The sequence below is a fragment of the Pseudomonas sp. TE3644 genome, assembly GCF_056278815.1.
In genome coordinates this window covers 5,163,516-5,189,027 of record NZ_JBWBQF010000001.1, presented here as the reverse complement: position 1 = coordinate 5,189,027, position 25,512 = coordinate 5,163,516, and the positions used below count along the sequence as shown (strand labels likewise).

Below are 25,512 nucleotides of genomic sequence, written 5' to 3'. Positions count from 1 at the left end.
TCAGTTCTCCAGAAAGGCCAGCAGGCCCAGGGGCAGGGGCACGTCCATGGCCTTGTCGAACAGCAGGTACAGGCCGACGCTGAGCAGGCTGATGACCACCGCGCCGGGCAACCAGCGGCCGCCGTACAGCCGCGCCATGGGGATGCCGACCAGCAGGCTGGCGGGGATGAAACCCAGGCTTTCGAAGGTGCCGGCAAACACCAGCAGCAACACCACGCAGGCGCCGATCTTGGCCAGGGTGGCGCGATCCAGCGGTGGTTCTTCGTCACTGTGGGTGATGGCGCTGGGGCGGATGCACATGTACAGCAGCGCTGCGGCCATCAGGCCCAGCATCAGCAGCGGGTAGGCGCGCGGGCCCACCGGTTCGTAGGAAAACGCCGCCTGGTAAGGCCAGGCCATTACCGCCAGCGCGGCACAGGCCAGCAGCAGGGCCAGGGTGAACACTCGTTGCACAACCATGGTCGGAACTCCTCGTCAGGTTACTGGATCAGGCCGAATTCCTTGGCCAGGGCCTTGTACTCGGTAACCTGTTTCTTGACGTAGCTGTCCAGCTCGGCCCCGGTCATGGCGAATGGGAACAGCGAGCGCTGGGTGCGCAGGGTAGCGAAGTCCTCGGAGGTCAGCAGTTTGTCGAACGCGGCCTTCCACCAATCGTAATCGGCGTCGCTCACTTTTGGCCCCAGGTAGAAGCCGCGCACTACCGGCCAGACGATGTCGTAGCCTTGCTCGCGAGCGGTGGGGATGTCTTTCATTTGCGCATCGTCGATGCGCTTGTCGGCGAATACCGCGAGCATGCGCATGTCGCCGCTGAGGATGTGCGGCATGGAGTCGGAAATGTCGGTGCTGCCCACCTGGATATGCCCGCCCAGCAGCGCCGTTGCGATTTCCCCGCCGCCTTCCAGCGCCACGTAGCGCAGCTCGCGCGGGTTGATGCCGGCGGCCTTGGCAATCAGTGCGGTCTGCATCCAGTCCTGGCTGCCCACCGTGCCGCTGGCGCCGATCACCACCTTGCTGGGGTCTTTCTTCAGCGCTTGCACCAGGTCGTCGAGGTTCTTGTAGGGCGAATCGTTTTTCACCGCGATGGCGCCGTAGCTGGTGCCTACCGCTGCCAGCCAGCGCACCGCGTGCTCGTCGAAGCGGCCAAACTTGCCCTGGGCCAGGTTGAGCAGCGAGCCGCTGGACCAGGCCACCAGTGAACCGCCATCGGCCGGCCGCTGGGCGACCACGGCGTTGTAGGCCACGGCGCCGACGCCACCCGGCATGTAGGTGACGCGCATGGGTTTGCTGAGGATTTTCTCGTTGACCAGGGCGCTTTGCACCAGCTTGCAGGTTAGGTCGAAGCCGCCGCCGGGGGAGGCCGGGGCAATGCATTCCGGGCGCTTGGGTTCGGCGGCGAGGGCTGCTTGAGGGAGGGTCAGGCAACTGGCAGCCAGGGCCAGGGCAAAGACCGGCAAGCGGATCGATAGCATGGGCAACTCCGTTTATTGTTCTTGTTTTGATGAAAACGCATCGGGGCGTTTTTCGGGGCAGAATCGTGGGTGTGGACCTGCCGTGGGGTGATGCTAGGTCAGCAACCTTTCGCTAACCTTTCAAGCGAAAATTGGGTTTTGGGGGGATTTTTGAGGGGTACACTTGGGGTGTTCGGCTTGAGTTTTTTGGCGTTCTTGAGATCGAGCGCCGTCCGCACGGCGCTTCCCGGGCACAGCCCGGTCCTACATCTGTTTCGGGCCAATTCTGTCAGTGAGATCACCACGACCGCCTTGTTGGTTCACTATGAAGCTGCAGTGAAAAAACAAGGCGGACCAGGTGGTATTACAGACATAACTGGCCCGAAACAGATGTAGGACCGGGCTGCGCCCGGGAAGCGCCGCGCGGGCGGCGCGCGATCTCAAATACACCACAAAAACAAAGCCAAGCCCCCCAAAGCCCCCAAAACCAAAAAAAGAGCCCCCCAAAATGCGCGTGCTACTCGCCGAAGACCACCTCCCCCTAGCCGAAAGCGTCGCCCAGGCGCTCAAGAACAGCGGCCTGACGGTAGACGTGCTACAGGACGGCGTAGCCGCCGACCTGGCCCTGACCAGCGAAGACTATGCCTTGGCGATCCTCGACGTGGGCCTGCCGCGCATGGACGGCTTCGAGGTGCTGGCGCGCCTGCGCGGGCGCGGCAAGCACTTGCCGGTGCTGATGCTGACCGCGCGCAGCGACGTCAAGGACCGCGTGCACGGCCTCAACCTGGGCGCCGATGACTACCTGGCCAAGCCTTTCGAACTCACTGAGCTGGAAGCACGGGTCAAGGCCCTGCTGCGCCGCAGCGTGCTGGGCGGCGAGCGACAACAGCGCTGTGGCCCGCTGGTCTATGACCTCGACACCCGGCGCTTCACCCTGGCCGATGAGTTGCTGGTGCTGACGTCTCGCGAGCAGGCGGTGCTCGAAGCCCTGATTGCCCGCCCGGGCCGGGTGATGAGCAAGGAGCAGGTGGCCGCCCAGGTGTTCGGCCTGGACGAGGAGGCCAGCGCCGACGCCATCGAGATCTATGTGCATCGCCTGCGCAAGAAGCTCGATGGCCAGGCCGTGGCCATTGTCACTTTCCGCGGCCTGGGCTACCTGCTTGAGAGCCGCGATGCGTAACCTGCCCAGCCTGCGCGGCCGCCTGCTGTGGAACCTGGCGCTGCTGCTGGTGGTGCTGATGCTGGCCAGCGGCCTGAGCGCCTACTGGAACGGCCGCGAAGCCGCCGATACCGCCTACGACCGCACGCTGCTGGCCTCGGCGCGTACCATCGCTGCGGGCCTGTCCCAGCGCGACGGCAGCCTGAGTGCCGATGTGCCCTACGTGGCGCTGGACACCTTCGCCTACGACAGTGCCGGGCGCATTTACTACCAGGTCAACGACATCCACCAGCAGTTGATCTCCGGTTACGAAAACCTGCCCGCGCCGCCCAAGGGCACGCCGCGCACCGACGATTACCCGGCGTTGGCGCGCTTCTACAATGGCCGTTACCAGGGCCAGGATGTGCGCGTGGTCAGCCTGCTCAAGGCGGTCAGCGAGCCGGACATGAACGGCATGGCCGAGATCCGCGTGGCCGAAACCGAGGAAGCGCGCATCCGCATGGCCCGCAGCCTGATGGCCGACACCTTGCTGCGCCTGGGCATGCTGGGGCTGGGCGCGCTGATGCTGGTGTGGTTCGCAGTCAGCGCCGCGCTGCGCCCGCTGGAGCGCCTGCGTGCCGAAGTGGAGGCGCGCCAGCCCGATGACCTGCGGCCGTTGCCGGTGGTCAGCGTGCAGCATGAGCTGGTGCCGCTGGTGCTGTCGCTCAACCATTTCACCGAACGTCTGCGCGCGCAGTTCGAGCGCCAGGCGCAGTTCATCGCCGACGCCGCCCATGAGTTGCGCACGCCGTTGGCGGCGCTCAAGGCGCGCATCGCCCTGGGCCTGCGCGCGGAGGAGGGCGAGGTGTGGCGCCAGACCCTCGACGCGGCCGGCCAGGACGCTGATCGCCTGACCCACCTGGCCAATCAGTTGCTGTCCCTGGCGCGGGTCGAGAACGGCGCCCGGGCCATCGCCGAAGGCGGCGCCCAGCGCCTGGACCTGAGCCAATTGGCCCGCGAGCTGGGCATGGCCATGGCGCCCCTGGCCCATGCCCGCGGCGTGGCGCTGGCGCTGGAAGCCGATCAGCCGGTGTGGCTGCGCGGCGAGCCGACCTTGCTCAATGAACTGCTCAGCAATCTGCTGGACAACGCCTTGGCCCATACGCCGGCGGGGGGCAACGTGATCATGCGCGTCAGCGCCCCGGCAATACTGGAAGTGGAGGATGATGGCCCGGGCATCCCCCTGGGCGAACGCGATCGCGTGTTCGAACGTTTCTACCGGCGCAGCACCAAGGGCGCCGGGCTGGGCCTGGCCATCGTCGGCGAAATCTGCAAGGCGCACCTGGCGCAGATCAGCCTGCACGATGGCGCGCACACCGGGCTGAAGGTACGTGTCAGTTTCGTGGCTGATCCGGTGTCATAGGTGGGGTCTGTAGCAGCGGCCGTCAGGTCGCGTCACGGGCGACGCGCACTGCCTGCCGGACCGCATCGCCTGTGACGCAGCCTGGCGGCAGCTGCTACAGGGGCATGGCGTGCACGGGTGGACGCTACCGGAACATGCCCAGGGCCATATTGACCTCTGATGCCGGTATCGGCATTTCCTCGCCCAGGTTCAGGTGCTGATAGGCAGGCAGGTCGGGCAGGCGATGGTAGTCATGCTGGCGTACCAGACGCGCTATCTGCACGACGTCGGCGTAGTCGACCTCGGGCGTGCGGCGCGCCAGGTCCAGATACTGGCCTGGCACCAGCACCAGCGGCTGGGAAAACTCCCACGCACTGAGAATCTTCCCCCCCAGCAGCGGGTGGATGCGTTCGATCACATGGTTCAGGCAAATCGGGTCGGACAGCAGTTCGTTGTGGTCCTGGGCATAGGTCAGAATCGGCAGTACGCCGATCTGGTGCACCAGGCCCGCCAAGGCCGCCTGGTCGGGCTTGAGCGAGGTGTGACGGCGGCACACTTCGTAGCTCACGCCTGCCACTTCCAGGCTCTGGCACCACACGTCGTGCATCTTGGCCTGCACCACCGGCGAGCGGGCATGGAAGATCTGCTCGATCACCAGGCCGATCGCCAGGTTGCTGCTGTAGTTGATGCCCAGGCGGTTGATGGCGCCGTTGAGGTCGGTGATCTCCTGGGTGGCGCGCAGCATGGGGCTGTTCACCACCTTGATCAGGCGCGCGGCCAGGGCCGGGTCGCGACCGATGACCTTGCCCAGGCCAGGGACGCTGATGTCCATGTCCTCGGCAGCTTCGCGGATGCGCAGGGCCACTTCGGGAAGCGTCGGCAGGACCAGGTCATCGTTTTCGATGGCTGCCAGCAGATGCCCTTGAACCATTTCGGCCAGTTCGCTCATATCGACTTCCAGGAACGCGGTCGCGGTGGTGGCCTGCCGGGGCAGGCTTAGCGTTGGATCTCGCGATCGCGATCCAGTTCGTAGGGCAGGTCGAGCAGGCTCAGGCGCGGGCCTTCCAGGCTGTCCAGGTGCAGGTTGCCGTCTTCCACGGCTTCGGCCTGCAGCACGGCCAGCAGCTCAATGCCTTGCTCGGTGCGGGCCGCCAGGGCCACTTCACCGATGGCGCTGGCATGGGTGGGGGAAAACAGCGCGGTGCCAGGGGCGGGCAGCTGCTCGCCGGACAGCGACAGGCGATACAGGCGGCGCTTGAGTTTGCCCAGGTATTGCATGCGCGCGACGATTTCCTGGCCGGTGTAGCAGCCTTTCTTGAAGCTGACGCCGCCCACGGCCTGCAGGTTGAGCATCTGCGGGATGAAGGATTCGCGGGTTTCGGGCATCACCTGGGCGATACCGGCGCGGACTTGGCCCAGCAGCCAGGCGTTCAGGTCCTGGGCGCTCAGAGATTGTTCAAGCTGTTGTCGTACCGCTTCGGCCTGCTCGGCGGGCACCCACAATTCGGCGCGCTCGGGCGACACGCGTACGGCGATCAGTGCCTCATGACGGGCCGCTACGTTGCTGTCCTGACCCAGTTCCAGGCCCAGGGCCGTCAGTGCTGCCTGGCCATTGACCAGGCCGAAGCGCACCCAGGCGTCGCTCTCATCGGTGAGCTTGGACTTGGAAAACACCGCGTATTTCTTCAGGTCCGCCAGTTGCGGCTCCACCAGCTCGCGGGCCATGGCCAGCAGCACGCCGTCGCCCTGCAGCACAATGCGGAAACTGGACTGCATGCGGCCCTTCTGGGTGCAGCGCGCGCCCAGGCTGGCGTAATGCTCATTGAGGTAGTTGATGTTGCAGGTCAGTTGACCCTGCAGAAACTTGCCGGCATCGGAGCCGCGGACGGCGAGAACACCTTCGTGGGACAGCACGCAGAAAAAAGCTGAATCGGCCATGGGACATCGCAAAGGCAAAAAGACTGATCCACATCATAGAGGGGTGGGGGGGAAATGGGTAGCTGGCCATGGTTGCAGGGTTTTGGATTGTGGTGTCTGATTCCCGGGCAGAGCCCGGTCCTACACCGATTAGGCAATGGGTGTCAGGGACGCAAAGCGGTCCGCCTCAAGCGGTGAGCTTTGCCTCACTGACACCACTGCCGCGAAAGGTGTAGGACCGGGCTTTGCCCGGGAAAAGGCCACCGCAATTTATAGACATGCGTCCAAGTGCCGCGCAGCGCCAGCCCCTGTATACTGCCTGCCTATTTGAGGAGCGCTCCATGGTCGAAGATATTGAACTCAACCGGCTCTACTGGCATAGCCGCCGCGGCATGCTGGAGCTGGACGTCTTGCTGGTGCCTTTCGTCAAGGAGGTGTACCCAAGCCTCAATGACGTGGACCGCGAATGCTACCGCCGCCTGCTGGAATGCGAAGACCAGGACATGTTCGGCTGGTTCATGGAGCGCGCCGAATCCGAGGACCCGGAGCTGCAGCGCATGGTTCGCATGATCCTGGACCGTGTCCAGCCCAAGTAAGCTGTTCCAGTGCCGCTGGCGCGCCTCGCGGCGTTTGCTGGCGGCCTACCTCGCGGCACAGGGGCTGGCAATGCTCAGCCTGCTGTCGCTCGACGCCCCCTTCGCGTGGCGTTGCCTGGGGCTGCTGATATGCCTGGCCCATGCGGCCTGGCATCTGCCCCGCACGATTTTGCTCAGCCACCCCCGCGCCTGGCAGGCCCTGCGCCGCGATGCCAGCGGCTGGGCGCTGTGGAACCGCGCCAAGGGCTGGCAGGCCGTGCAATTGCTGCCCGACAGCATGGCCCTGCCGGGGCTGATCGTGCTGCGTTTTCGCCTGCCGGGGCAGTGGTGGCCACGCAGTCTGTGCCTGCCGGGCGACACCCAGAGCGCCGACGAACAGCGGCGCTTGCGGGTGCGGCTCAAGTTCAGTCGTCGTAGGTGGGCGGCACCAGAATAGTGTCCAGCGCCTCGGGCAGCATGTCCGGGTAATCCAGCGTGTAGTGCAGGCCGCGGCTTTCCTTGCGCTGCATGGCCGAGCGAATCATCAATTCGGCCACCTGGGCCAGGTTGCGCAACTCGATCAGGTCGCGGCTGACCTTGTAGTTACTGTAGAACTCATCGATCTCGTCCAGCAGCAGGCGCACCCGGTGCTCGGCGCGTTGCAGGCGCTTGGTGGTGCGCACGATGCCCACGTAGTCCCACATGAAGCGCCGCAACTCATCCCAGTTGTGGGCGATGATCACGTCTTCGTCCGAGTCAGTCACCTGGCTGGCGTCCCAGTGCGGCAATTGCTCGGGCAGGGCGGTGTGGGGCAGTTGCTCGACGATGTGCGCGGCGGCCGAACGGCCGTACACGAAGCATTCGAGCAGCGAGTTGCTGGCCATGCGATTGGCGCCGTGCAGGCCGGTGAAGGTGGTTTCGCCGATGGCGTACAGGCCCGGCACGTCGGTGCTGCCATGCTGGTCGATCATCACACCACCGCAGGTGTAGTGCGCCGCCGGCACCACCGGGATGGCCTGGCGCGTGATGTCGATGCCAAAGGTCAGGCAGCGCTCATAAACAGTGGGGAAGTGGCTGGTGATGAACTCGGCCGGCTTGTGGCTGATGTCCAGGTACACGCAGTCCACGCCCAGGCGCTTCATTTCATGGTCAATGGCACGGGCCACGATGTCCCGCGGCGCCAGTTCGGCGCGCGGGTCGAAGCGCGGCATGAAGCGTTCGCCGTTGGGCAGCTTGAGCAGGGCGCCTTCGCCGCGCAGGGCCTCGGTCACCAGGAAGCTCTTGGCCTGGGGGTGGTACAGGCAGGTGGGGTGGAACTGGTTGAATTCCAGGTTGGCCACCCGGCAGCCGGCGCGCCAGGCCATGGCGATACCGTCGCCACAGGCGCCGTCGGGGTTGCTGGTATAGAGGTAGACCTTGGCCGCGCCACCGGTGGCCAGGATGGTGAAGCGCGCGCCGAAGGTGTCTACCTCGCCGGTGCTGCGGTCCAGCACGTAGGCGCCCAGGCAGCGATCGCCCTCCAGGCCCAGGCGGCGCTCGGTGATCAGGTCTACGGCCACGCGCTGTTCCAGCAGTTCGATGTTGGGACGCAGGCGTGCCTGGGCCAGCAGCGTGGTGAAAATGGCCGCGCCGGTGGCGTCGGCGGCGTGGATGATGCGCCGATGGCTGTGGCCGCCTTCGCGGGTCAGGTGGAATTCGAAACTGTTTTCGTCGTGGGCCGGGTCATCGTCACGGGTAAAGGGCACGCCCTGGTCGATCAGCCACTGGATGGCTTCGCGGCTGTGCTCCACGGTGAAACGCACGGCATCTTCGTGGCACAGGCCACCGCCGGCGTTGAGCGTGTCTTCGACGTGGGACTGCACGGTGTCGGTGTCGTCCAGTACGGCAGCCACGCCGCCCTGGGCCCAGAAGGTCGAACCGTTGGACAGATCGCCCTTGCTCAGTACCGCAATGCGCAAATGCCCGGGCAGGGTCAGGGCCAGGCTCAAGCCTGCGGCACCGCTGCCAATCACTAGAACGTCGTGTTGATACTGCTGGCTCATGTCTGTATTTCCGCGGGTACGACTATTGTTTTCGGCGCAGTCTCCGCCATGGAGGCCTGTGTACGCAATCCTCACTTCGTAGCCCCCCAAAAATCAAAAGCCAGACAAACAGGGGGGACCCAGGAGATGCCACAGTCATAACTGGCCCGAAACAAACGGTAGGAGCGGCCTGTGGCCGCGAAGCGCCGCGCGGGCGGCGCTCGATCTCAAGAACACCAGAGCCCCCAAGACATGCCCCTCGAAACAACACCGCATTCCCCCGTAGCAGCGGCCGCGAGGTCGCGTCACGGGCACCGCGGTCAGGCAGGGACGCCGCCGACGCGACCTGGCGGCCGCGGCTATAGGGATCGCGTTGTGGCTTGGAGGTGCATGCCTGGAGTGCTGCTGCGTTCTTGAGATCGAGCGCCGCCCGCGCGGCGCTTCGCGGCCACAGGCCGCTCCTACCGTTTGTTTCGGGCCAGTTATGTCTGTGGCATCACCCGGTCCGCCTTGTTGGTAAGGCTTTTGATTTGAGAGGGCAGGTGAACTCGCAGCCACCTACTAGTATAAGAACGCCCCCGGCTGCACAATAGCGACGCCTTCATGGCGTTGTGGAACTATACCGTTGGTCGGGATATCAGATGCATGAACCGACGGATGGGGCGAATTGCGCGGGGGCTACCGGTCTTGAGCCTTGTTACACGGCTGAAACACCTACGCTATCTACGCAATCGCGCAACGTCCGCGGGCGATCCCTGCAAATACCGGGAACTTTATGCATTCACCCGGTATCCATAGACGGTCGCCCATGAGAAGGGAAACGGCGTCGGCTTTATGTGGGGCTGAAGTCGCTAGCCACTGCAAGCGGATTCGACGACAAGATTAGTGACGCAGCCGGCCATGACCGCGCTGCGGTTTTCGTGCAAGCCAAATTATGGTTCGCAGGAAACTTGCTTGGAGGGGAGAACTTTTGCGAAAAGCCCGAGTCTATGATTGCAAGCCTGAACGATGGCTTAAGCAATGCTCCTCCAGGTACAACGAGGAGTGTTCATGCTAACCCAGGAAGAGGATCAGCAACTGGTCGAGCGTGTTCAACGCGGCGACCGGCGAGCTTTCGATCTGTTGGTGCTGAAATATCAGCACAAGATTCTCGGGTTGATCGTGCGATTCGTGCACGACACCCATGAAGCCCAGGATGTGGCGCAGGAAGCCTTTATCAAGGCCTATCGTGCGCTTGGAAATTTCCGCGGAGACAGTGCCTTTTACACCTGGCTGTACCGCATCGCCATCAACACGGCGAAAAACTATCTGGTATCCCGCGGTCGCAGGCCGCCAGATAGTGATGTGAGTTCCGAGGACGCTGAGTTCTACGACGGCGATCATGGCCTCAAGGATCTGGAGTCTCCGGAGCGCTCCCTGTTACGCGATGAGATCGAGGGCACCGTCCACCGGACCATCCAGCAACTGCCAGAAGATTTGCGTACGGCGTTAACTTTACGTGAATTCGATGGTCTGAGTTACGAGGACATTGCAAGCGTCATGCAGTGTCCGGTGGGTACCGTGCGATCTCGGATTTTCCGCGCTCGGGAGGCCATAGATAAAGCCCTGCAGCCTTTGTTGCAGGAAACCTGAGACAGCGGCGACAGCCAAGAGAGGAACCGCCATGAGTCGTGAAGCTTTGCAGGAATCGCTGTCCGCGGTGATGGATAACGAAGCGGACGAACTGGAACTGCGCAGGGTCATCAACGCCCTGGAAGATCCTGAAACACGTGCAACCTGGAATCGCTATCAGATTGCCCGTGCTGTAATGCACAAGGACCTGCTTGATCCACGCCTGGACCTGGCCACCGCCGTGTCGGCTGCCATCGCCGAAGAAGTCGCACCGGTCAAGGCCTCTCGTGGCCCATGGCGCAGCATCGGCCGTCTGGCTGTGGCTGCCTCGGTTACCGTCGCGGTGCTGGCAGGCGTGCGCCTGTACAACCAGGACGAAATTGCCGGCAACCAGCTGGCCCAGCAACAACCGGCTACCCAGCAGGCACCATCGATGCCGCAAGTACAGGGCCCGGCTGTGTTGGCAGGCTACACTGAAAGCACCGACCAGAGCACCGGCCCCATGGCCAACGGCGTTCTGCAAGGTCAGGCCGGCGCGCACGACCAGCGTCTGCCAGGCTACCTGCGCCAGCATGCCCAGGAAGCTGCGTTGAAGGGCACTGAAAGCGCGCTGCCTTATGCACGTGCAGCGAGCCTTGAGAACCATTAAGGGAGCTTCATGCGCGCCATACCGTTACTACCGCTATTGCTCGGTTCCTGCCTGAGCGTCCCGGCCTTCGCGGCCACCGACGCTTCCCAATGGCTTAACCGCCTGGCCCAGGCCGAGCAGCAGCAGAGCTTCCAGGGTACGTTTGTCTACGAGCGCAGCGGCAATTTCTCCACCCACGATATCTGGCATCGCGCCCAGAACGGCAAAGTCAGCGAGCGGCTTCTGCAGCTCGATGGCTCCGCCCAGGAAGTCGTGCGTGTGAATGGACGCACTCAATGCGTGAGTGGAACCCTGGTTCCCGGTGTGAGCGAGGCGCCTGATTCATCCGGCCGCGTGCTGGACCCACTCAAGCTGATGTCCTGGTACGACCTGTCAGTCGCAGGACAGTCCCGGGTTGCCGGGCGTGACGCCACCATCGTCACCCTGACCCCCAAGGACCAGCATCGCTACGGTTTCGAATTGCATCTGGACAGCAAGACCGGCCTGCCGCTCAAGTCGTTGTTGCTCGACGACAAGGGCCGCCTGCTGGAACGCTTCCAGTTCACCCGCCTGGACACCGACGTACCGACCGATGCCGAGCTGGCTGCCAGTGACAACTGCAAGCCGTTGGCACCTTCGGTGGTGGCCGCAGCGCCTGCCCCCGCCGCTGGCCACTGGCATTCGGACTGGTTGCCGCCCGGCTTCGAGCTGGCGGGCAGCTCCGCGCGCAAGGACGCCGACAGCAAAACCACCGTCACCAGCCTGATGTATGACGATGGCCTGGCGCGTTTCTCGGTGTTCCTGGAGCCCCTCAATGGCTCCGTAGGCACTGACACGCGGACGCAGTTGGGGCCTACCTCGGCTGTCTCGCGGCGCCTGACCACACCTTCGGGTGAGGTGATGGTCACCGTGGTGGGCGAGATCCCGATCGGTACTGCCGAACGCATCGCCCTGTCGATGCGCGCCCAAGACGCCCAGGCCAAGAATTGAGGCGGCAATGCTGAGCAGGAAGGGGCGTGCAGGGAGTGCGCCACGGCATCCATTACAAAGGATGTCGAAATGAAATTTCTGTCAGTCAGGTTGCAAAACCCCCTGAATTTTTCTATAGGTCAGACCCTCAAGGGTCTGGCCTTGTCTGCTGTTTCAGGATCGCCACTGCCGACAAACCCGGACCCGGACATTGCCTTGCGGCAGTGCCCGGGTTTTGTGCGTCTGGCGAACCCCTTTGCTAAACCTCGCTCGTTAAATACGGGAGCCGTATGTCGATACTACGCTTGAAGAACTACCTGACCGTGTGCGCCGCCGTGCTGATGCTCGGCCAGGCTGTCACCGCCCAGGCCGAGGCGCTGCCTGACTTTACCAACCTGGTGGAGCAGGCCTCACCCGCCGTCGTCAACATCAGTACCACGCAGAAGCTGCCTGACCGCAGCAATGCCGCCGGCGACATGCCGGACCTGGATGACCTGCCTCCGGCCTTCCGCGACTTCTTCCGCAACATGCCGCGCTCGCCGCGCAGCCCCAAGGGCGGTGATCGCCAGCGCGAGGCCCAGTCCCTGGGTTCGGGCTTCATCATTTCCAATGATGGCTACGTGCTGACCAATAACCACGTGATTGCCGACGCCGATGAAATCATCGTGCGCCTGTCCGACCGCAGCGAGCTCAAAGCCAAGCTGGTGGGTACCGACCCGCGCACCGACGTGGCCGTGCTGAAAATCGACGGCAAGAACCTGCCGACCGTGAAACTGGGCGATTCCGACAAGCTGAAGGTAGGCGAGTGGGTGCTGGCCATCGGTTCGCCGTTCGGCTTCGATCACTCGGTTACCAAGGGCATCGTCAGCGCCAAGGGCCGTACGCTGCCCAATGACGCCTACGTGCCGTTCATCCAGACCGACGTGGCCATCAACCCGGGCAACTCCGGTGGCCCGCTGTTCAACATGAACGGCGAAGTGGTGGGCATCAACTCGCAGATCTTCACCCGTTCCGGTGGCTTCATGGGGCTGTCGTTCGCCATCCCGATCGACGTCGCCATGGACGTTGCCAACCAGCTGAAGAAAGACGGCAAGGTCAGCCGCGGCTGGCTGGGCGTGGTCATCCAGGAAGTGAACAAGGACCTGGCGGAGTCGTTTGGCCTGGACAAGCCGGCAGGCGCCCTGGTGGCCCAGCTGGTCGAGGACGGTCCTGCGGCCAAGTCCGGCCTGCAAGTGGGTGACGTGATCCTGAGCATGAACGGCCAGCCGATCATCATGTCCGCCGACCTGCCGCACCTGGTGGGTGGCCTCAAGGCCGGCGCCAAGGCCAGCCTGGAAGTGGTTCGCGAAGGCAAGCGCAAGACCATCGACGTAACCGTCGGTGCCATGCCGGCCAATGACGACGACATCATCGCCGGCGCCGGCGGCAAGGCCCAGGCGGAAAGCAACAGCAACCGCCTGGGTGTTTCGGTGGCCGACCTGACCGCTGATCAGAAAAAGTCGCTGGACCTGCAAAGCGGCGTGGTCATCAAGGACGTCCAGGACGGCCCGGCGGCCATGATCGGCCTGCAGCCGGGTGACGTGATCACCCACCTGAACAACCAGGCCATCGGTTCGGCGAAGGAATTCACCGACATCGCCAAGGGCCTGCCGAAGAACCGCTCGGTGTCCATGCGCGTGCTGCGCCAGGGCCGTGCGAGCTTCATCACCTTCAAACTGAGCGAGTGATCGCTGTAGCCTGAAGCAGGGAAGGGCGGTCATTGACCGCCCTTTTTTGTACCCAAATGGTTCCTGTAGCCGCTGCCGCCAGGCTGCGCTGGCCCGCCAATTCACTGAAGATTCCAAGGTGGGGCATAGGGCCAGCGCAGCCTGGCGGCAGCTGCTACAGGGCTGGCGAGGATCTTCATGATCAACCGTCTCCCACACAACCCCGTTATTCAGGTACAATTCCCGGCTATTTTTCGTTGGGCGTCCAGCCCGCAGCCTTTTCGAGTGTTGACCCGTGAGTGATTTGAGTCATATCCGCAATTTCTCCATCATCGCCCACATTGACCATGGCAAGTCGACGCTGGCCGATCGGTTCATCCAGATGTGCGGCGGCCTGGCCGATCGCGAGATGGAAGCTCAGGTGCTGGACTCCATGGACCTGGAACGTGAGCGTGGCATTACCATCAAGGCCCACAGCGTCACGCTGCACTACAAGGCTCAGGATGGTAAAACCTACCAGCTGAACTTCATCGACACCCCTGGCCACGTCGACTTCACCTATGAAGTCAGCCGTTCGCTGGCCGCCTGTGAAGGCGCGCTGCTGGTGGTCGATGCCGGTCAGGGCGTAGAAGCCCAGTCGGTTGCCAACTGCTACACCGCCATCGAGCAGGGCCTGGAAGTGATGCCCGTGCTCAACAAGATGGACCTGCCCCAGGCCGACCCCGATCGCGTCAAGGACGAGATCGAGAAGGTCATCGGCATCGACGCCACCGACGCCGTCGCGTGCAGCGCCAAGAGCGGCATGGGCGTGATCGACGTGCTCGAGCGCCTGGTACAGGACATCCCGGCCCCTACCGGCAACATCGAAGATCCGCTGCAAGCGTTGATCATCGACTCCTGGTTCGACAACTACCTGGGCGTCGTGTCCCTGGTACGCGTGCGCCATGGCCGGGTGAAAAAGGGCGACAAGATTCTGGTCAAGTCCACCGGCAAGGTGCACCTGGTCGACAGCGTGGGCGTGTTCACCCCCAAGCACACCGCCACCGCAGACCTGAAAGCCGGCGAAGTAGGCTTCATCATCGCCAGCATCAAGGACATTCACGGTGCACCGGTGGGTGACACCCTGACCCTGAGCAGCACCCCCGACGTGGCCGTGCTGCCTGGTTTCAAACGTATCCAGCCGCAGGTATACGCCGGCCTGTTCCCGGTCAGCTCCGAAGACTTCGAAGACTTCCGCGACGCGCTGTCCAAGCTGACCCTCAACGACTCGTCGTTGCAGTACCTGCCGGAAAGCTCCGACGCCCTGGGCTTCGGCTTCCGTTGCGGCTTCCTGGGCATGCTGCACATGGAGATCATCCAGGAGCGCCTGGAGCGCGAGTACGACCTGGACCTGATCACCACCGCGCCAAGCGTAATCTTCGAAGTGGTGCTCAAGACCGGCGAAACCATCTACGTCGACAACCCGTCCAAACTGCCGGACGTGTCGTCGGTCGAAGATTTCCGCGAGCCGATCGTGGCGGCCACTATCCTTGTGCCTCAAGAGCACCTGGGCAACGTCATTACCCTGTGCATCGAGAAGCGTGGCGTACAGCGCGACATGCAGTTCCTCGGCAGCCAGGTGCAGGTGCGTTACGACCTGCCGATGAACGAAGTGGTACTGGACTTCTTCGATCGCCTGAAATCCACCAGCCGCGGCTATGCTTCCCTGGACTACCATTTCGATCGCTACCAGTCGGCCAACCTGGTCAAGCTGGACGTGCTGATCAACGGTGACAAGGTTGACGCCCTGGCCCTGATCGTTCACCGCGACAACGCCCACTACAAGGGCCGTGCGCTGACCGAGAAGATGAAAGAACTGATTCCTCGCCAGATGTTCGACGTTGCGATCCAGGCCGCCATTGGCGGGCAGATCGTGGCCCGGACCACTGTCAAGGCGCTCAGAAAGAACGTACTGGCCAAATGCTACGGTGGTGACGTCAGCCGTAAGCGCAAGCTGTTGGAAAAGCAGAAGGCCGGTAAGAAACGCATGAAACAGGTCGGCAACGTGGAAATTCCACAAGAAGCCTTCCTCGCCGTGCTCAGGTTGGATAGTTAGGTCCTATGTCTCTAAATTTCCCGCTGTTGTTGGTGATTGCTGTAGCCGTGTGCGGTTTGCTGGCCCTGTTTGACCTGGTGTTCCTGGCATCGCGCCGCAAGACCGCGATCGCCAACTACCAGGGCAGTGTCAACGAGCCGGACCCGGTGGTGCTCGAGCAACTGAACAAGGAACCGACGCTGGTCGAATACGGCAAGTCGTTCTTCCCTGTGCTGTTCATCGTGCTGTTCCTGCGCTCGTTCCTGGTAGAACCGTTCCAGATCCCGTCGGGTTCCATGAAGCCGACCCTGGAAGTGGGTGACTTCATCCTGGTGAACAAGTTCTCGTACGGGATCCGCCTGCCGGTGATCGACAAGAAGGTCATCCAGATCGGTGACCCGCAGCGCGGTGACGTGATGGTGTTCCGCTATCCGAGCGACCCGAGCGTCAACTACATCAAGCGGGTTATCGGCCTGCCGGGTGACAAGATTCGCTACACCAGCGACAAGCAACTGTTCATCAACGATCAGTTGGTGTCGGAAACCTTGCTGGGTACCGAGCCAGGCACCCTGGGCACTGCCGAGCTGTATCAGGAAAAACTCGGCAACGTCGAGCACCTGATCCGCGAGGAAATGGGCCGTTATCACATGCCGCCGGACAATCAGTGGACCGTGCCTGCCGGGCACTACTTCATGATGGGCGACAACCGTGACAACTCCAACGACAGCCGTTACTGGGATGATCCACGTATTCCCAAGGAGCTGCTGGGCATGGTCCCGGACCGCAATATCGTCGGCAAGGCCTTCGCGGTCTGGATGAGCTGGCCGGAACCGAAGATGAGCCACTTGCCGAATTTCTCGCGAGTCGGGCTGATCAAGTAACACCAGGCGGCGCTGTCCAGTGGACAGCGCCGAATGCTTTTCAGGCGTCAGCAGGGATGGGAGCTTGAGATGATGAAAGCCGCTTCGCAAAAAGGCGTATCGTTGCTGGGAGGGTTGGTGATCCTGGCGGTGCTGGGGTTTGCAGCCAGCACGGCTTTCAAGGTGGTGCCGCACTATTTCGATTACTGGACGATGAAGAAGATCATCGCGTCGGTGTCGACCGACAAGGCGCAGCCCATCGACAGTGTCCGGGCGTTCTACGATCACGTGGACGCGGGCATGCAGGTCAACAATATCCGCGACCTGGACGCAAGGAAGGTCTTGACCGTTACACTGGACGACGACGTATTCGCCGCCCATTTGCAATACGAACAGCGTGAGCCACTGATTGGCAATGTCGATCTGGTGGTGAAATTTGACCACGAATTCAGCGTGCGTAAACCGTGAGTGTTTCCCTAAGTCGTCTCGAGCGTCAGCTCGGCTATACCTTTAAAGACCAGGACCTGATGGTGCTGGCCTTGACACACCGCAGCTTCGCCGGGCGCAACAATGAGCGCCTGGAGTTTCTCGGTGATGCCATCCTCAACTTCGTGGCGGGTGAATCGTTGTTCGAACGATTCCCCCAGGCCCGCGAAGGCCAGCTGTCGCGCCTGCGCGCCCGGCTGGTAAAAGGCGAGACCCTGGCCGTACTGGCCCGTGGTTTCGACCTGGGCGAATACCTGCGCCTGGGCAGCGGTGAATTGAAGAGCGGCGGTTTCCGTCGCGAGTCGATCCTGGCCGATGCCCTGGAAGCACTGATTGGTGCCATCTACCTGGATTCGGGCATGGAAGTGGCCCGCGAGCGTGTGCTGTCCTGGCTGACCAGCGAGTTCGACAGCCTGACGCTGGTGGACACCAACAAGGACCCCAAGACCCGCCTGCAGGAATTCCTGCAATCGCGTAGCTGCGAACTGCCGCGCTACGAAGTGGTGGACATCCAGGGCGAACCGCATTGCCGGACGTTTTTCGTCGAATGTGAAGTGACCCTTTTGAACGAAAAAAGCCGGGGTCAGGGCGTAAGCCGTCGCATTGCCGAACAGGTAGCGGCCGCTTCAGCACTGATTGCCCTGGGCGTGGAGAATGGCAATGACTGATACAACCCCAACCCGTTGTGGCTACGTCGCAATCGTAGGCCGCCCGAACGTGGGCAAGTCCACGCTGCTCAACCACATCCTGGGTCAGAAGCTGGCGATTACCTCGCGCAAGCCGCAGACCACTCGCCACAACATGCTCGGTATCAAGACCGAGGGCGAGATCCAGGCGATCTACGTCGACACCCCCGGCATGCACAAGAGCAACGAAAAGGCGCTCAACCGCTACATGAACAAGACGGCTTCGGCGGCGTTGAAAGACGTCGACGTGGTGATCTTCGTGGTGGACCGCACCAAGTGGACCGACGAAGACCAGCTGGTGCTTGAGCGCGTGCAGTACGTGCAGGGCCCGGTGATCCTGGCCATCAACAAGACCGACCGTATCGAGGACAAGGCCGAGCTGATGCCGCACCTGACTTGGTTGCAGGAACAGCTGCCCAACGCCGAGATCGTCCCGGTGTCGGCCCAGCAGGGTCACAACCTCGACGCGCTGGAAGGCCTGATCGCCAAGCACCTGCCGGAAAACGATCACTTCTTCCCCGAAGACCAGATCACCGACCGCAGCAGCCGTTTCCTGGCCGCCGAACTGGTACGCGAAAAAATCATGCGCCAGCTGGGCGCCGAGCTGCCGTACCAGATCACCGTCGAGATCGAAGAGTTCAAGCAGCAGGGCAAAACCCTGCACATCCACGCCCTGATCCTGGTGGAGCGTGATGGTCAGAAGAAGATCATCATTGGCGACAAGGGCGACCGCATCAAGCGCATCGGCATGGAAGCGCGCAAGGACATGGAGCTGCTGTTCGACTCCAAGGTCATGCTCAACCTGTGGGTGAAAGTGAAAGGCGGCTGGTCCGACGACGAACGCGCCCTGCGCTCGCTGGGCTACGGCGACCTCTGATCGCTGCACCAAGGGCGCCGACGCCCCTGTAGCCGCTGCCGCCAGGCTGCGCTGGCTCTTGTGTTCACTGGAGATATTCGGTGCACATCAGGGGCAGCGCAGCCTTCGGCAGCGGCTACGTTGTTTCGAGAGGCTCCCATGTCCACCCCCATCCTGCAACCCGCCTACGTCCTGCACTCGCGCCCCTACCGCGAGAACAGCGCGCTGGTCGACTTCCTCACCCCCCAGGGCCGCTTGCGCGCCGTGTTGCGCAGCGCGCGCAGCAAGGCCGGCACCCAGGCACGTCCATTCGTGCCGCTGGAGGCCGAGTTTCGCGGCAAAGGTGAGTTGAAGAACGTCGGGCGCATGGAAACCGTGGGCGTGGCCGCCTGGATGGTCGGCGATGCACTGTTCAGCGGCCTGTACCTCAACGAGTTGCTGATCCGCCTGCTACCCGCCGAAGACCCCAACCAGGTCATCTACGACGCCTACGCGGCCACCCTCCAGGCCCTGGCCGCCGGCCGGCCGCTGGAACCGCTGCTGCGCGCCTTCGAATGGCGGCTGCTGGACGAGCTGGGTTACAGCTTTGCCCTGGACACCGACATCAACGGCGACCCGGTGGAAGCCGACGGCATGTACCGCTTGCAGGTAGACGCCGGGCTTGAGCGGGTGTGGCTGGTACAGCCCGGTTTGTTCAGTGGCGGCGCGCTGCTGGCCATGGCCGAAGCCGACTGGGCTACCCCGGGCGCATTGAGCGCCGCCAAACGCCTGATGCGCCAGGCGCTGGCCGTACATTTGGGCGGTCGTCCGCTGGTCAGTCGGGAACTGTTTCGCAAGCCGTGAGCACCACGTATCCTTGGGGTCTCAATTCCAAGGAGCGCTCCCGTGACCACCAGCAATCGCATTCTTCTCGGCGTCAACATCGACCACGTCGCTACCCTGCGTCAGGCCCGCGGCACCCGCTACCCTGACCCGGTCAAGGCCGCGCTGGACGCCGAAGAAGCGGGCGCCGACGGCATCACCGTGCACCTGCGCGAAGACCGCCGGCACATCCAGGAACGCGACGTGTTGCTGCTCAAGGACGTGCTGCAGACGCGCATGAACTTCGAAATGGGCGTCACCGAAGAAATGCTGGCCTTCGCCGAGCGCATCCGCCCGGCCCACGTGTGCCTGGTGCCGGAGACCCGTCAGGAACTGACCACCGAAGGCGGCCTTGACGTGGCAGGCCAGGAAGCGCGGATCCAGGCAGCGGTGGAGCGCCTGAGCAAGATCGGCTGTGAGGTGTCGTTGTTCATCGATGCCGACGAGCGTCAGATTGCGGCGTCCAAGCGCGTTGGTGCGCCGGCTATCGAACTGCATACCGGTCGTTACGCCGATGCGCAAACGCCGGCCGAAGTAGCCGAAGAACTCAAGCGCATCGCCGACGGCGTGGCCTTTGGCGTGGCCCAGGGCCTGATCGTCAATGCCGGCCATGGCCTGCATTACCACAACGTCGAGGCCGTGGCGGCGATCAAGGGGATCAATGAACTAAACATCGGCCACGCGCTGGTGGCCCATGCATTGTTTGTTGGTTTCAAATCGGCGGTGGCCGAGATGAAGCAATTGATCGTGGCGGCTGCCCGCTGATTTCGCCCTGTAGCCGCTGCCGGTAGGCTGCGCTGGCCCTGATGTGCACTGCAGATCTTCAGTGCACATCAGGGCCAGCGCAGCCTTCGGCAGCGGCTACGGTTCAACCCTTGAGATACCCCTCCACCAACCCCACCCAGCACGCCGCCCCCAGCGGGATCACGGCGTCGTCAAAGTCGTAATGATCATTGTGCACCGAGCACCCGGTAAACTCCCCCGTGCCATTGCCCAGAATGAAATAGCAGCCAGGCTTCTCATCCAGCATCCAGGCAAAGTCCTCGCTGCCCATGATCCGTACCGGCATCTTCTGCAGCACGTTCTCGGCCCCCAGCACATCACGCGCCACGCCCAGCATGCGTTCGGTTTCGGCCGCGCTGTTGACCAGTACCGGCGCCAGCAGTTGGTAGTCGATCTCGGCCTTCACGCCGAAGCTGATGGCTTGCCCTTCGACGATCTCGCGGATGCGCTTCTCTACCCGGGCACGCACGGCGGGGTCGGCGGTGCGCACGCTGAGCATCACCTTGGCCGTCTCGGGAATGATGTTGTAAGCGGTGCCTGCCTGCACCATGCCCACGCTCAATACCGCCGCGTCATCGGTGGACAGGTTGCGCGAAATCACTGTTTGCAGCGCGGTAATGATGCTGGCCAGGGCGGGCACCGGGTCGATCGCCCGCTCCGGCATGGCGCCGTGGCCGCCACGGCCGGTCAGGGTGATGGTGACGCGCTCGGACGACGCCATGAAGCCACCGGCTTGCACCACGGCCTTGCCCACCGGCACGCCGGGCATGTTGTGGTAGGCGTACACCGCATCGCACGGGAAGCGGGTGAACAGGCCGTCGTCGATCATCTGCTTGGCGCCGGCCAGGCCTTCTTCGTCCGGCTGGAAAATCAGGTTCAGGGTGCCGTCGAATTCGGCGTGCAGGGCCAGTTGTTCGGCAGCGGCCAGCAGGGTGGCGGTGTGGCCGTCATGGCCGCAGGCGTGCATGCGCCCTTGGTGCTGGCTGGCCCAGGGCAGGCCGTTCTTTTCCACAATCGGCAGGGCGTCCATGTCGGCGCGGATGCCCAGGCTGCGGGTGCCGGTGCCGCGCTTGAGCACGCCTACTACGCCGTGGCCGCCCACATTGGTGTGCACGTCATAGCCCCAGGCGCCGAGCATTTCGGCCACCAGGCCGGCGGTGCGAGGTACGTCGCCGCCCAACTCCGGGAAGCTGTGGATGTCGCGGCGGATGGTTGCGAAATGTTCAGCGCTGGCTTGCAGTTTCTGGTTGATGATCAGGTTGCTCACGGTTGCTTCCTTTTTCTGGCAGTAAAGAGGGGGCTCAGGCGCGGCCGGGATGTTCCGGGAACAGGCGCAGGGCGATCAGACTCAGCATCAGGGTGGCGATCAGGTAGAAGGCCGGGGTCAGCGGGTTGCCGGTGAGGCCGATCAGCCAGGTCACCAGCAGCGGCGAGAAACCGCCGAACAGGGTCACGCCGAAGCTGTAGATCACCGACAGCCCGGTGACGCGTTGCTCGCGGGGGAAGGCCTCCATCAGCATGGCGAAGCTGGCACCCACGCCCACGGCCATGGGCATGATCAGCAGGGCGATGGCCAGCATGCACAGCCAGGTGCTTTGCAGGCCCAGCAGCAGGAACGCGGGGTAGGCGAACACCAGCGCCAGCCCGGCGATCCAGTACAGCAGGGGCTTGCGCCGTGGCAGGCGGTCGGCGTAGCGCGAGGCCACCGGCGGGATCACCGCCAGCAGGGCGCTTGCCAGGCACACCAGGGCGAAGGCGAAGCTGCTGGGGTAGTGCAGGGTGCGCACCAGGTAGGTGGGCATGTAGAACACCACCATGTACATGCTGACGGTGGAGGCGGCCATCCACATGATGCCCAGCAACAGCGTACCCTTCTGTTCACGCAGCAGTTGCGTCAGGGACGGGGTGTCGGCGGTTTCAGTATGGGTTTCGTCCAGGTGCTGGCGAATGAACCAGCCCACCGGGCCGATCAGCAGGCCGATCACGAATGGCACGCGCCAGCCCCAGCTTTCCAGGGCCTCGGGGCTCAGGTTGCTGCTCAGCAGCAGGCCGGTGAGCGCACCCAGCAGGGCCGCAGCACCTTGGCTGGCGCCCTGCCAGCTGACCATGAAGCAACGGTTGGCGGTGCTGCCCGACTCCATCAGGAACGCCGAGGCGCTGCCCACCTCGCCGCCGGCCGAGAGGCCTTGCAGCAGGCGGCCGAACACCAGCAGCAGGGTAGCGGCGATGCCGATGCTCGAATAGGTGGGGGTGAAGGCGATGATGCCGGTGCCCACAGTCATCAGCGCGATGGTCAGCGACAGCGCCGCCTTGCGCCCGCGTCGGTCGGCCACGCGGCCGATCAGCACTGCGCCCAGCGGACGCATCAGAAAGCCCACGGCAAATGTGGCCAGGGACATCAGCAACGACGCCAGCGCGGATTCGCCGGGGAAGAACAACTTGCCGATGATCACGGCAAAGAAGCTGTACACGGTGAAATCATAGATTTCCAGGCCGTTGCCCAGCGACGAGGCGATGACCACGCGACGCATCTTGCGCGCTTGCAGCGAGGCCGTGGCCGGGCTGGGGTGGAGGGGCAAATCACTGGCGGGGGTGCTCTTCATGGCGATGTTCCTGAACCCGGGATCGTGGTGAGCCGGAGTGTTGAACAGCGGGCCGCAAACTGCACATCGCTTTTATGCAAGGCCCCAACCGTTGGTGCCGATGACTGTCGCCGTAGGTCGGGGTGAACAGTGGTTGTGGGCATTTTCGACTCGCGATGCGCGAATGTGGTGCCGGCGAGGTGGGCAGATGGGTAACGCGGGGGCTTTGTGCCAGGCAGGTGATGGGGCGCGAGTGGGAAGAGGCACCCGGTATAGAGGCTATCCGGGGCTCATCCGGCGCAGCGGTAAACCCCTTGCGCAAACCTCTAGTACAATCTGTAGCCGCTGCCGCAGGCTGCGCTGGCCCTGAGCCTCACGGTAGAACTTCAAGGTTCACACGGGCCAGCGCAGCCTGGCGGCAGCGGCTACAGCGCAGGTCAGAGCATGGCGGGCTTGCCGGCCAGTTCTTCGTGCAGGTGCGCGAACAGTTGCCCGGCCGTCTTGGTCAGGTAACTGCGGTTCACGCACACCAGGTTCACCGAGTAGTCGGGCACCGGTTCCTGGATGTCGATTTTCTGCAGGTGCTTGGACATGTCGCTCATCCCCACCAATACATGCCCCAGCGCAGGCTCGCTCATGATCATCACCGCGTCGCTGTCGATCAGCATCTTGATCGCCAGGTTCATCGCCGTGCATTCGAACACCTTGCGCGGCCGCCCCAGGGCGCTGCCTTCAAACAGCTGGTTGAACTGCGACTGGCTGTCGGTCAGCGGGTCGACGCTGATCCAGTGCGCCTGCTGCAACAAGCGCAGGGAGCGCACGTTGCGCAACGGGTGGTCCTTGCGCACCACCACCACGCCGGGGATTCGGCACAGCGGCTGCCAGTCCAGGCCCACGGCATTGGTCGGCACCTGGGAGGTGAGGGCAAAGTCCAGCAAACCGTCGCGCAGGTGCTGCAGCAATTGCGTGGGGCGCATTTCCAGCACTTTCAACGTGGCGTTGGGGTAGCTTTGCTGGAAGCTGAGCAAGGTCTGCTTGAGTGGCTGCAGCAGGGCGGTGACGGGCGTCACGCCGATGGTGATCTCGCTCACCACCAGGCCCTTCATGTCTTCGATTTCCTGCCGCGCACGGCGCACGCTTTCCAGCGCCTGGCGGGCGTGGCCGAGCATGCGTTGCCCGTATTCGGTCAGGGTCATGCCCTTGTTGGAACGCACCAGCAAGGTAATGCCCAGCTCGTTCTCGAGTTCCTTGATGGCCCGGCTCAGGGCCGATTGGGTCAGGTGCAGCACTTGCGAGGCGTCTTGCAGGCTGCCGGTTTCGTGGATGGAGACTAACGCGCGGAGTTGATGCAGTTTCATTGTTATTCCCGACATCGGCCCGTGGGCCTGTTAGGTTGCCCTGCTGGGCACTTCTTTGCGCGAAGTGTGCCAGAGGGCAACCCGGCGCGACTAGCGGCCGTACACCGGGAAGTCGCGACTCAGTGCCGCAACCTGGGCGGCGACCTCGGCTTCCACGTCAGCGTCACCCAGGTGATCGAGCACGTCGCAGATCCAGCCGGCCAAGCGCGTGCACTCGGTTTTGCCAAAGCCGCGGGTGGTCACGGCCGGGGTGCCGATGCGCAGGCCCGAGGTCACGAAGGGCGACTGCGGGTCGTTGGGCACGGCGTTCTTGTTGACGGTGATGTGCACGCGGCCCAGGGCGGCGTCAGCGTCCTTGCCGGTGAGGCCGCGGCGAATCAGGCTGACCAGGAACAGGTGGTTGTCGGTGCCACCCGAGACCACGTCATAACCGCGGTCGACGAACACCTGGGCCATGACCCGGGCGTTATCGATCACCTGCTGCTGGTAGGCTGTGAATTCCGGCGCCAGCGCTTCCTTGAAACACACCGCCTTGGCGGCGATCACGTGCATCAGCGGCCCGCCCTGGCCGCCAGGGAACACCGCCGAGTCCAGCTTCTTCTCCAGTGCCGGGTTGCTGCGCGCCAGGATCAGGCCGCCACGCGGGCCGCGCAGGGTCTTGTGGGTGGTGGTGGTCACCACGTCGGCGAAGGGCAGCGGATTGGGATAAAGCCCCGCTGCCACCAGCCCGGCCACGTGGGCCATGTCAACGAACAGATAGGCACCCACCTTGTCGGCGATGGCGCGGAAACGGGCGAAATCCAGGGTGCGCGAATAGGCAGAGAAACCGGCGATCAGCAGCTTCGGCTGGTGCTCCACCGCCAGGCGCTCCACCTCGTCGTAATCGATCAGACCCTGATCATCGATGCCGTACTGCACTGCGTTGTACAGCCTTCCCGAGAAACTCACCTTGGCACCGTGGGTCAGGTGCCCGCCATGGGCCAGGCTCATGCCCAGCACCGTGTCGCCCGGTTGCAGCAGCGCCAGGAACACTGCGGCGTTGGCCTGGCTGCCCGAGTGCGGTTGCACGTTGGCGTAGTCGGCACCGAACAGCGCCTTGGCGCGGTCGATGGCCAGTTGTTCCACCACGTCGACATGCTCGCAGCCGCCGTAATAGCGCTTGCCCGGGTAGCCCTCGGCGTATTTGTTGGTGAGCACCGAGCCTTGGGCCTGCATCACTTGTGGGCTGGTGTAGTTCTCGGAAGCGATCAGCTCGATGTGCTGCTCCTGGCGGGTGGCTTCCAGGGCGATGGCGTCATTCAGGGCGGGGTCGAAATCGGCGAGGGTGAGGGCTTTGGAGAACATGGCGCGGTCCTTGTGTTCTGTTTGGTATGAGATTGAACAGAGCAAAGGCAGTGCCAAAAGTAAAATCTATATAAATCAGTTGGTTATGTTGATCGTGATGATGGGATTGGAACGAATTCAATACATTGTGATGATGGCGTATCCAGGGTTCGAACAGGAAAGCCGGACAAGTGACTCATTTTGTAATGATTTCGTTGCGGTGGATCG

General features: G+C 63.3%; 24 protein-coding genes. 15 read left to right on the top strand and 9 right to left on the bottom strand.

Going from position 1 to position 25,512, the window contains the following annotated elements:
* Positions 1-459, bottom strand: coding sequence for a tripartite tricarboxylate transporter TctB family protein (locus ACZ9GA_RS22925; protein WP_457360621.1), 459 nt, complete (start codon positions 457-459; stop codon positions 1-3).
* Positions 460-479: 20 nt separating this feature from the next.
* Positions 480-1,469: a Bug family tripartite tricarboxylate transporter substrate binding protein gene (locus ACZ9GA_RS22920; RefSeq protein ID WP_457360622.1), complete on the bottom strand. Its 990-nt coding sequence runs from the start codon at positions 1,467-1,469 to the stop codon at positions 480-482.
* Between the two features lie 487 nt (positions 1,470-1,956).
* Here ACZ9GA_RS22920 and ACZ9GA_RS22915 point away from each other — a divergent pair, with 487 nt between their 5' ends.
* Entirely contained in the window at positions 1,957-2,628 is a 672-nt protein-coding gene (locus ACZ9GA_RS22915; RefSeq protein ID WP_457360623.1) for a response regulator, read from the top strand.
* Positions 2,621-4,009 carry a sensor histidine kinase gene (locus ACZ9GA_RS22910; RefSeq protein ID WP_457360624.1) on the top strand — a complete coding sequence of 463 codons (1,389 nt, stop codon included), beginning with the start codon at positions 2,621-2,623 and terminating at the stop codon, positions 4,007-4,009. Before ACZ9GA_RS22915 ends, ACZ9GA_RS22910 begins: the two co-directional genes overlap by 8 nt.
* 124 nt (positions 4,010-4,133) lie before the next feature.
* Here ACZ9GA_RS22910 and ACZ9GA_RS22905 read toward each other — a convergent pair whose 3' ends face one another.
* Together ACZ9GA_RS22905 and ygfZ are read right to left on the bottom strand one after the other, a co-directional pair.
* A complete protein-coding gene (locus tag ACZ9GA_RS22905; RefSeq protein WP_457360625.1) occupies positions 4,134-4,937 on the bottom strand; it encodes an HDOD domain-containing protein in 804 nt (267 codons plus the stop codon).
* Between the two features lie 47 nt (positions 4,938-4,984).
* A complete protein-coding gene (gene ygfZ, locus ACZ9GA_RS22900) occupies positions 4,985-5,926 on the bottom strand; it encodes a CAF17-like 4Fe-4S cluster assembly/insertion protein YgfZ (protein ID WP_457360626.1) in 942 nt (313 codons plus the stop codon).
* 320 nt (positions 5,927-6,246) lie between these two features.
* Between ygfZ and ACZ9GA_RS22895 the strand changes: the two genes are divergently transcribed.
* Together ACZ9GA_RS22895 and ACZ9GA_RS22890 are read left to right on the top strand one after the other, a co-directional pair.
* A complete protein-coding gene (locus ACZ9GA_RS22895; protein WP_457360627.1) occupies positions 6,247-6,501 on the top strand; it encodes an FAD assembly factor SdhE in 255 nt (84 codons plus the stop codon).
* Positions 6,485-6,937 carry a protein YgfX gene (locus ACZ9GA_RS22890; RefSeq protein WP_457360628.1) on the top strand — a complete coding sequence of 151 codons (453 nt, stop codon included), beginning with the start codon at positions 6,485-6,487 and terminating at the stop codon, positions 6,935-6,937. The genes ACZ9GA_RS22895 and ACZ9GA_RS22890 overlap by 17 nt, the downstream gene beginning before the upstream one ends.
* On the opposite strand, the gene nadB is transcribed toward ACZ9GA_RS22890, so the two are convergent.
* Positions 6,906-8,522, bottom strand: coding sequence for an L-aspartate oxidase (gene nadB, locus ACZ9GA_RS22885; protein WP_457360629.1), 1,617 nt, complete (start codon positions 8,520-8,522; stop codon positions 6,906-6,908). The genes ACZ9GA_RS22890 and nadB overlap by 32 nt on opposite strands.
* Positions 8,523-9,551: 1,029 nt before the next feature.
* Between nadB and rpoE the strand changes: the two genes are divergently transcribed.
* The 11 genes from rpoE to pdxJ all read left to right on the top strand — a co-directional run bounded on the left by rpoE (position 9,552) and on the right by pdxJ (position 20,003).
* Positions 9,552-10,133, top strand: coding sequence for an RNA polymerase sigma factor RpoE/AlgU (gene rpoE, locus ACZ9GA_RS22880; RefSeq protein WP_003252049.1), 582 nt, complete (start codon positions 9,552-9,554; stop codon positions 10,131-10,133).
* Between the two features lie 31 nt (positions 10,134-10,164).
* A complete protein-coding gene (locus tag ACZ9GA_RS22875; protein WP_027976999.1) occupies positions 10,165-10,761 on the top strand; it encodes an RseA family anti-sigma factor in 597 nt (198 codons plus the stop codon).
* A gap of 9 nt (positions 10,762-10,770) precedes the next feature.
* Positions 10,771-11,730 (top strand): MucB/RseB C-terminal domain-containing protein, encoded by a 960-nt coding sequence (locus ACZ9GA_RS22870; RefSeq protein WP_457360630.1) that lies wholly within the window; start codon positions 10,771-10,773, stop codon positions 11,728-11,730.
* A 269-nt stretch (positions 11,731-11,999) separates the two neighbouring features.
* The gene (locus ACZ9GA_RS22865; protein WP_457360631.1) at positions 12,000-13,436 is read left to right on the top strand and encodes a DegQ family serine endoprotease; all 1,437 of its coding nucleotides are present in this window, start codon (positions 12,000-12,002) and stop codon (positions 13,434-13,436) included.
* A gap of 274 nt (positions 13,437-13,710) precedes the next feature.
* Positions 13,711-15,510, top strand: a complete 1,800-nt coding sequence (gene lepA, locus ACZ9GA_RS22860) for a translation elongation factor 4 (RefSeq protein WP_457360632.1) — start codon at positions 13,711-13,713, stop codon at positions 15,508-15,510.
* Positions 15,511-15,515: 5 nt separating this feature from the next.
* Entirely contained in the window at positions 15,516-16,370 is an 855-nt protein-coding gene (gene lepB, locus ACZ9GA_RS22855; protein WP_457360633.1) for a signal peptidase I, read from the top strand.
* A gap of 69 nt (positions 16,371-16,439) precedes the next feature.
* Positions 16,440-16,817, top strand: coding sequence for a DUF4845 domain-containing protein (locus ACZ9GA_RS22850; protein ID WP_457360634.1), 378 nt, complete (start codon positions 16,440-16,442; stop codon positions 16,815-16,817).
* Entirely contained in the window at positions 16,814-17,503 is a 690-nt protein-coding gene (rnc, locus tag ACZ9GA_RS22845; protein ID WP_027977005.1) for a ribonuclease III, read from the top strand. The genes ACZ9GA_RS22850 and rnc overlap by 4 nt, the downstream gene beginning before the upstream one ends.
* On the top strand, positions 17,496-18,398 hold the full coding sequence (era, locus tag ACZ9GA_RS22840) for a GTPase Era (RefSeq protein ID WP_457360635.1): 903 nt from the start codon (positions 17,496-17,498) through the stop codon (positions 18,396-18,398). Before rnc ends, era begins: the two co-directional genes overlap by 8 nt.
* 138 nt (positions 18,399-18,536) lie before the next feature.
* Positions 18,537-19,220 (top strand): DNA repair protein RecO, encoded by a 684-nt coding sequence (gene recO, locus ACZ9GA_RS22835; protein WP_457360636.1) that lies wholly within the window; start codon positions 18,537-18,539, stop codon positions 19,218-19,220.
* Between the two features lie 42 nt (positions 19,221-19,262).
* Positions 19,263-20,003 (top strand): pyridoxine 5'-phosphate synthase, encoded by a 741-nt coding sequence (pdxJ, locus tag ACZ9GA_RS22830; RefSeq protein WP_027977008.1) that lies wholly within the window; start codon positions 19,263-19,265, stop codon positions 20,001-20,003.
* 103 nt (positions 20,004-20,106) lie between these two features.
* Here pdxJ and ACZ9GA_RS22825 read toward each other — a convergent pair whose 3' ends face one another.
* The 4 genes from ACZ9GA_RS22825 to glyA all read right to left on the bottom strand — a co-directional run bounded on the left by ACZ9GA_RS22825 (position 20,107) and on the right by glyA (position 25,305).
* A complete protein-coding gene (locus ACZ9GA_RS22825) occupies positions 20,107-21,288 on the bottom strand; it encodes a M20 aminoacylase family protein (protein WP_457360637.1) in 1,182 nt (393 codons plus the stop codon).
* A gap of 34 nt (positions 21,289-21,322) precedes the next feature.
* Positions 21,323-22,624: an MFS transporter gene (locus ACZ9GA_RS22820; RefSeq protein WP_457360638.1), complete on the bottom strand. Its 1,302-nt coding sequence runs from the start codon at positions 22,622-22,624 to the stop codon at positions 21,323-21,325.
* 416 nt (positions 22,625-23,040) lie between these two features.
* Positions 23,041-23,961 (bottom strand): LysR family transcriptional regulator, encoded by a 921-nt coding sequence (locus ACZ9GA_RS22815; protein WP_457360639.1) that lies wholly within the window; start codon positions 23,959-23,961, stop codon positions 23,041-23,043.
* A 90-nt stretch (positions 23,962-24,051) separates the two neighbouring features.
* The gene (glyA, locus tag ACZ9GA_RS22810; RefSeq protein ID WP_457360640.1) at positions 24,052-25,305 is read right to left on the bottom strand and encodes a serine hydroxymethyltransferase; all 1,254 of its coding nucleotides are present in this window, start codon (positions 25,303-25,305) and stop codon (positions 24,052-24,054) included.
* Positions 25,306-25,512: the final 207 nt, after the last annotated feature.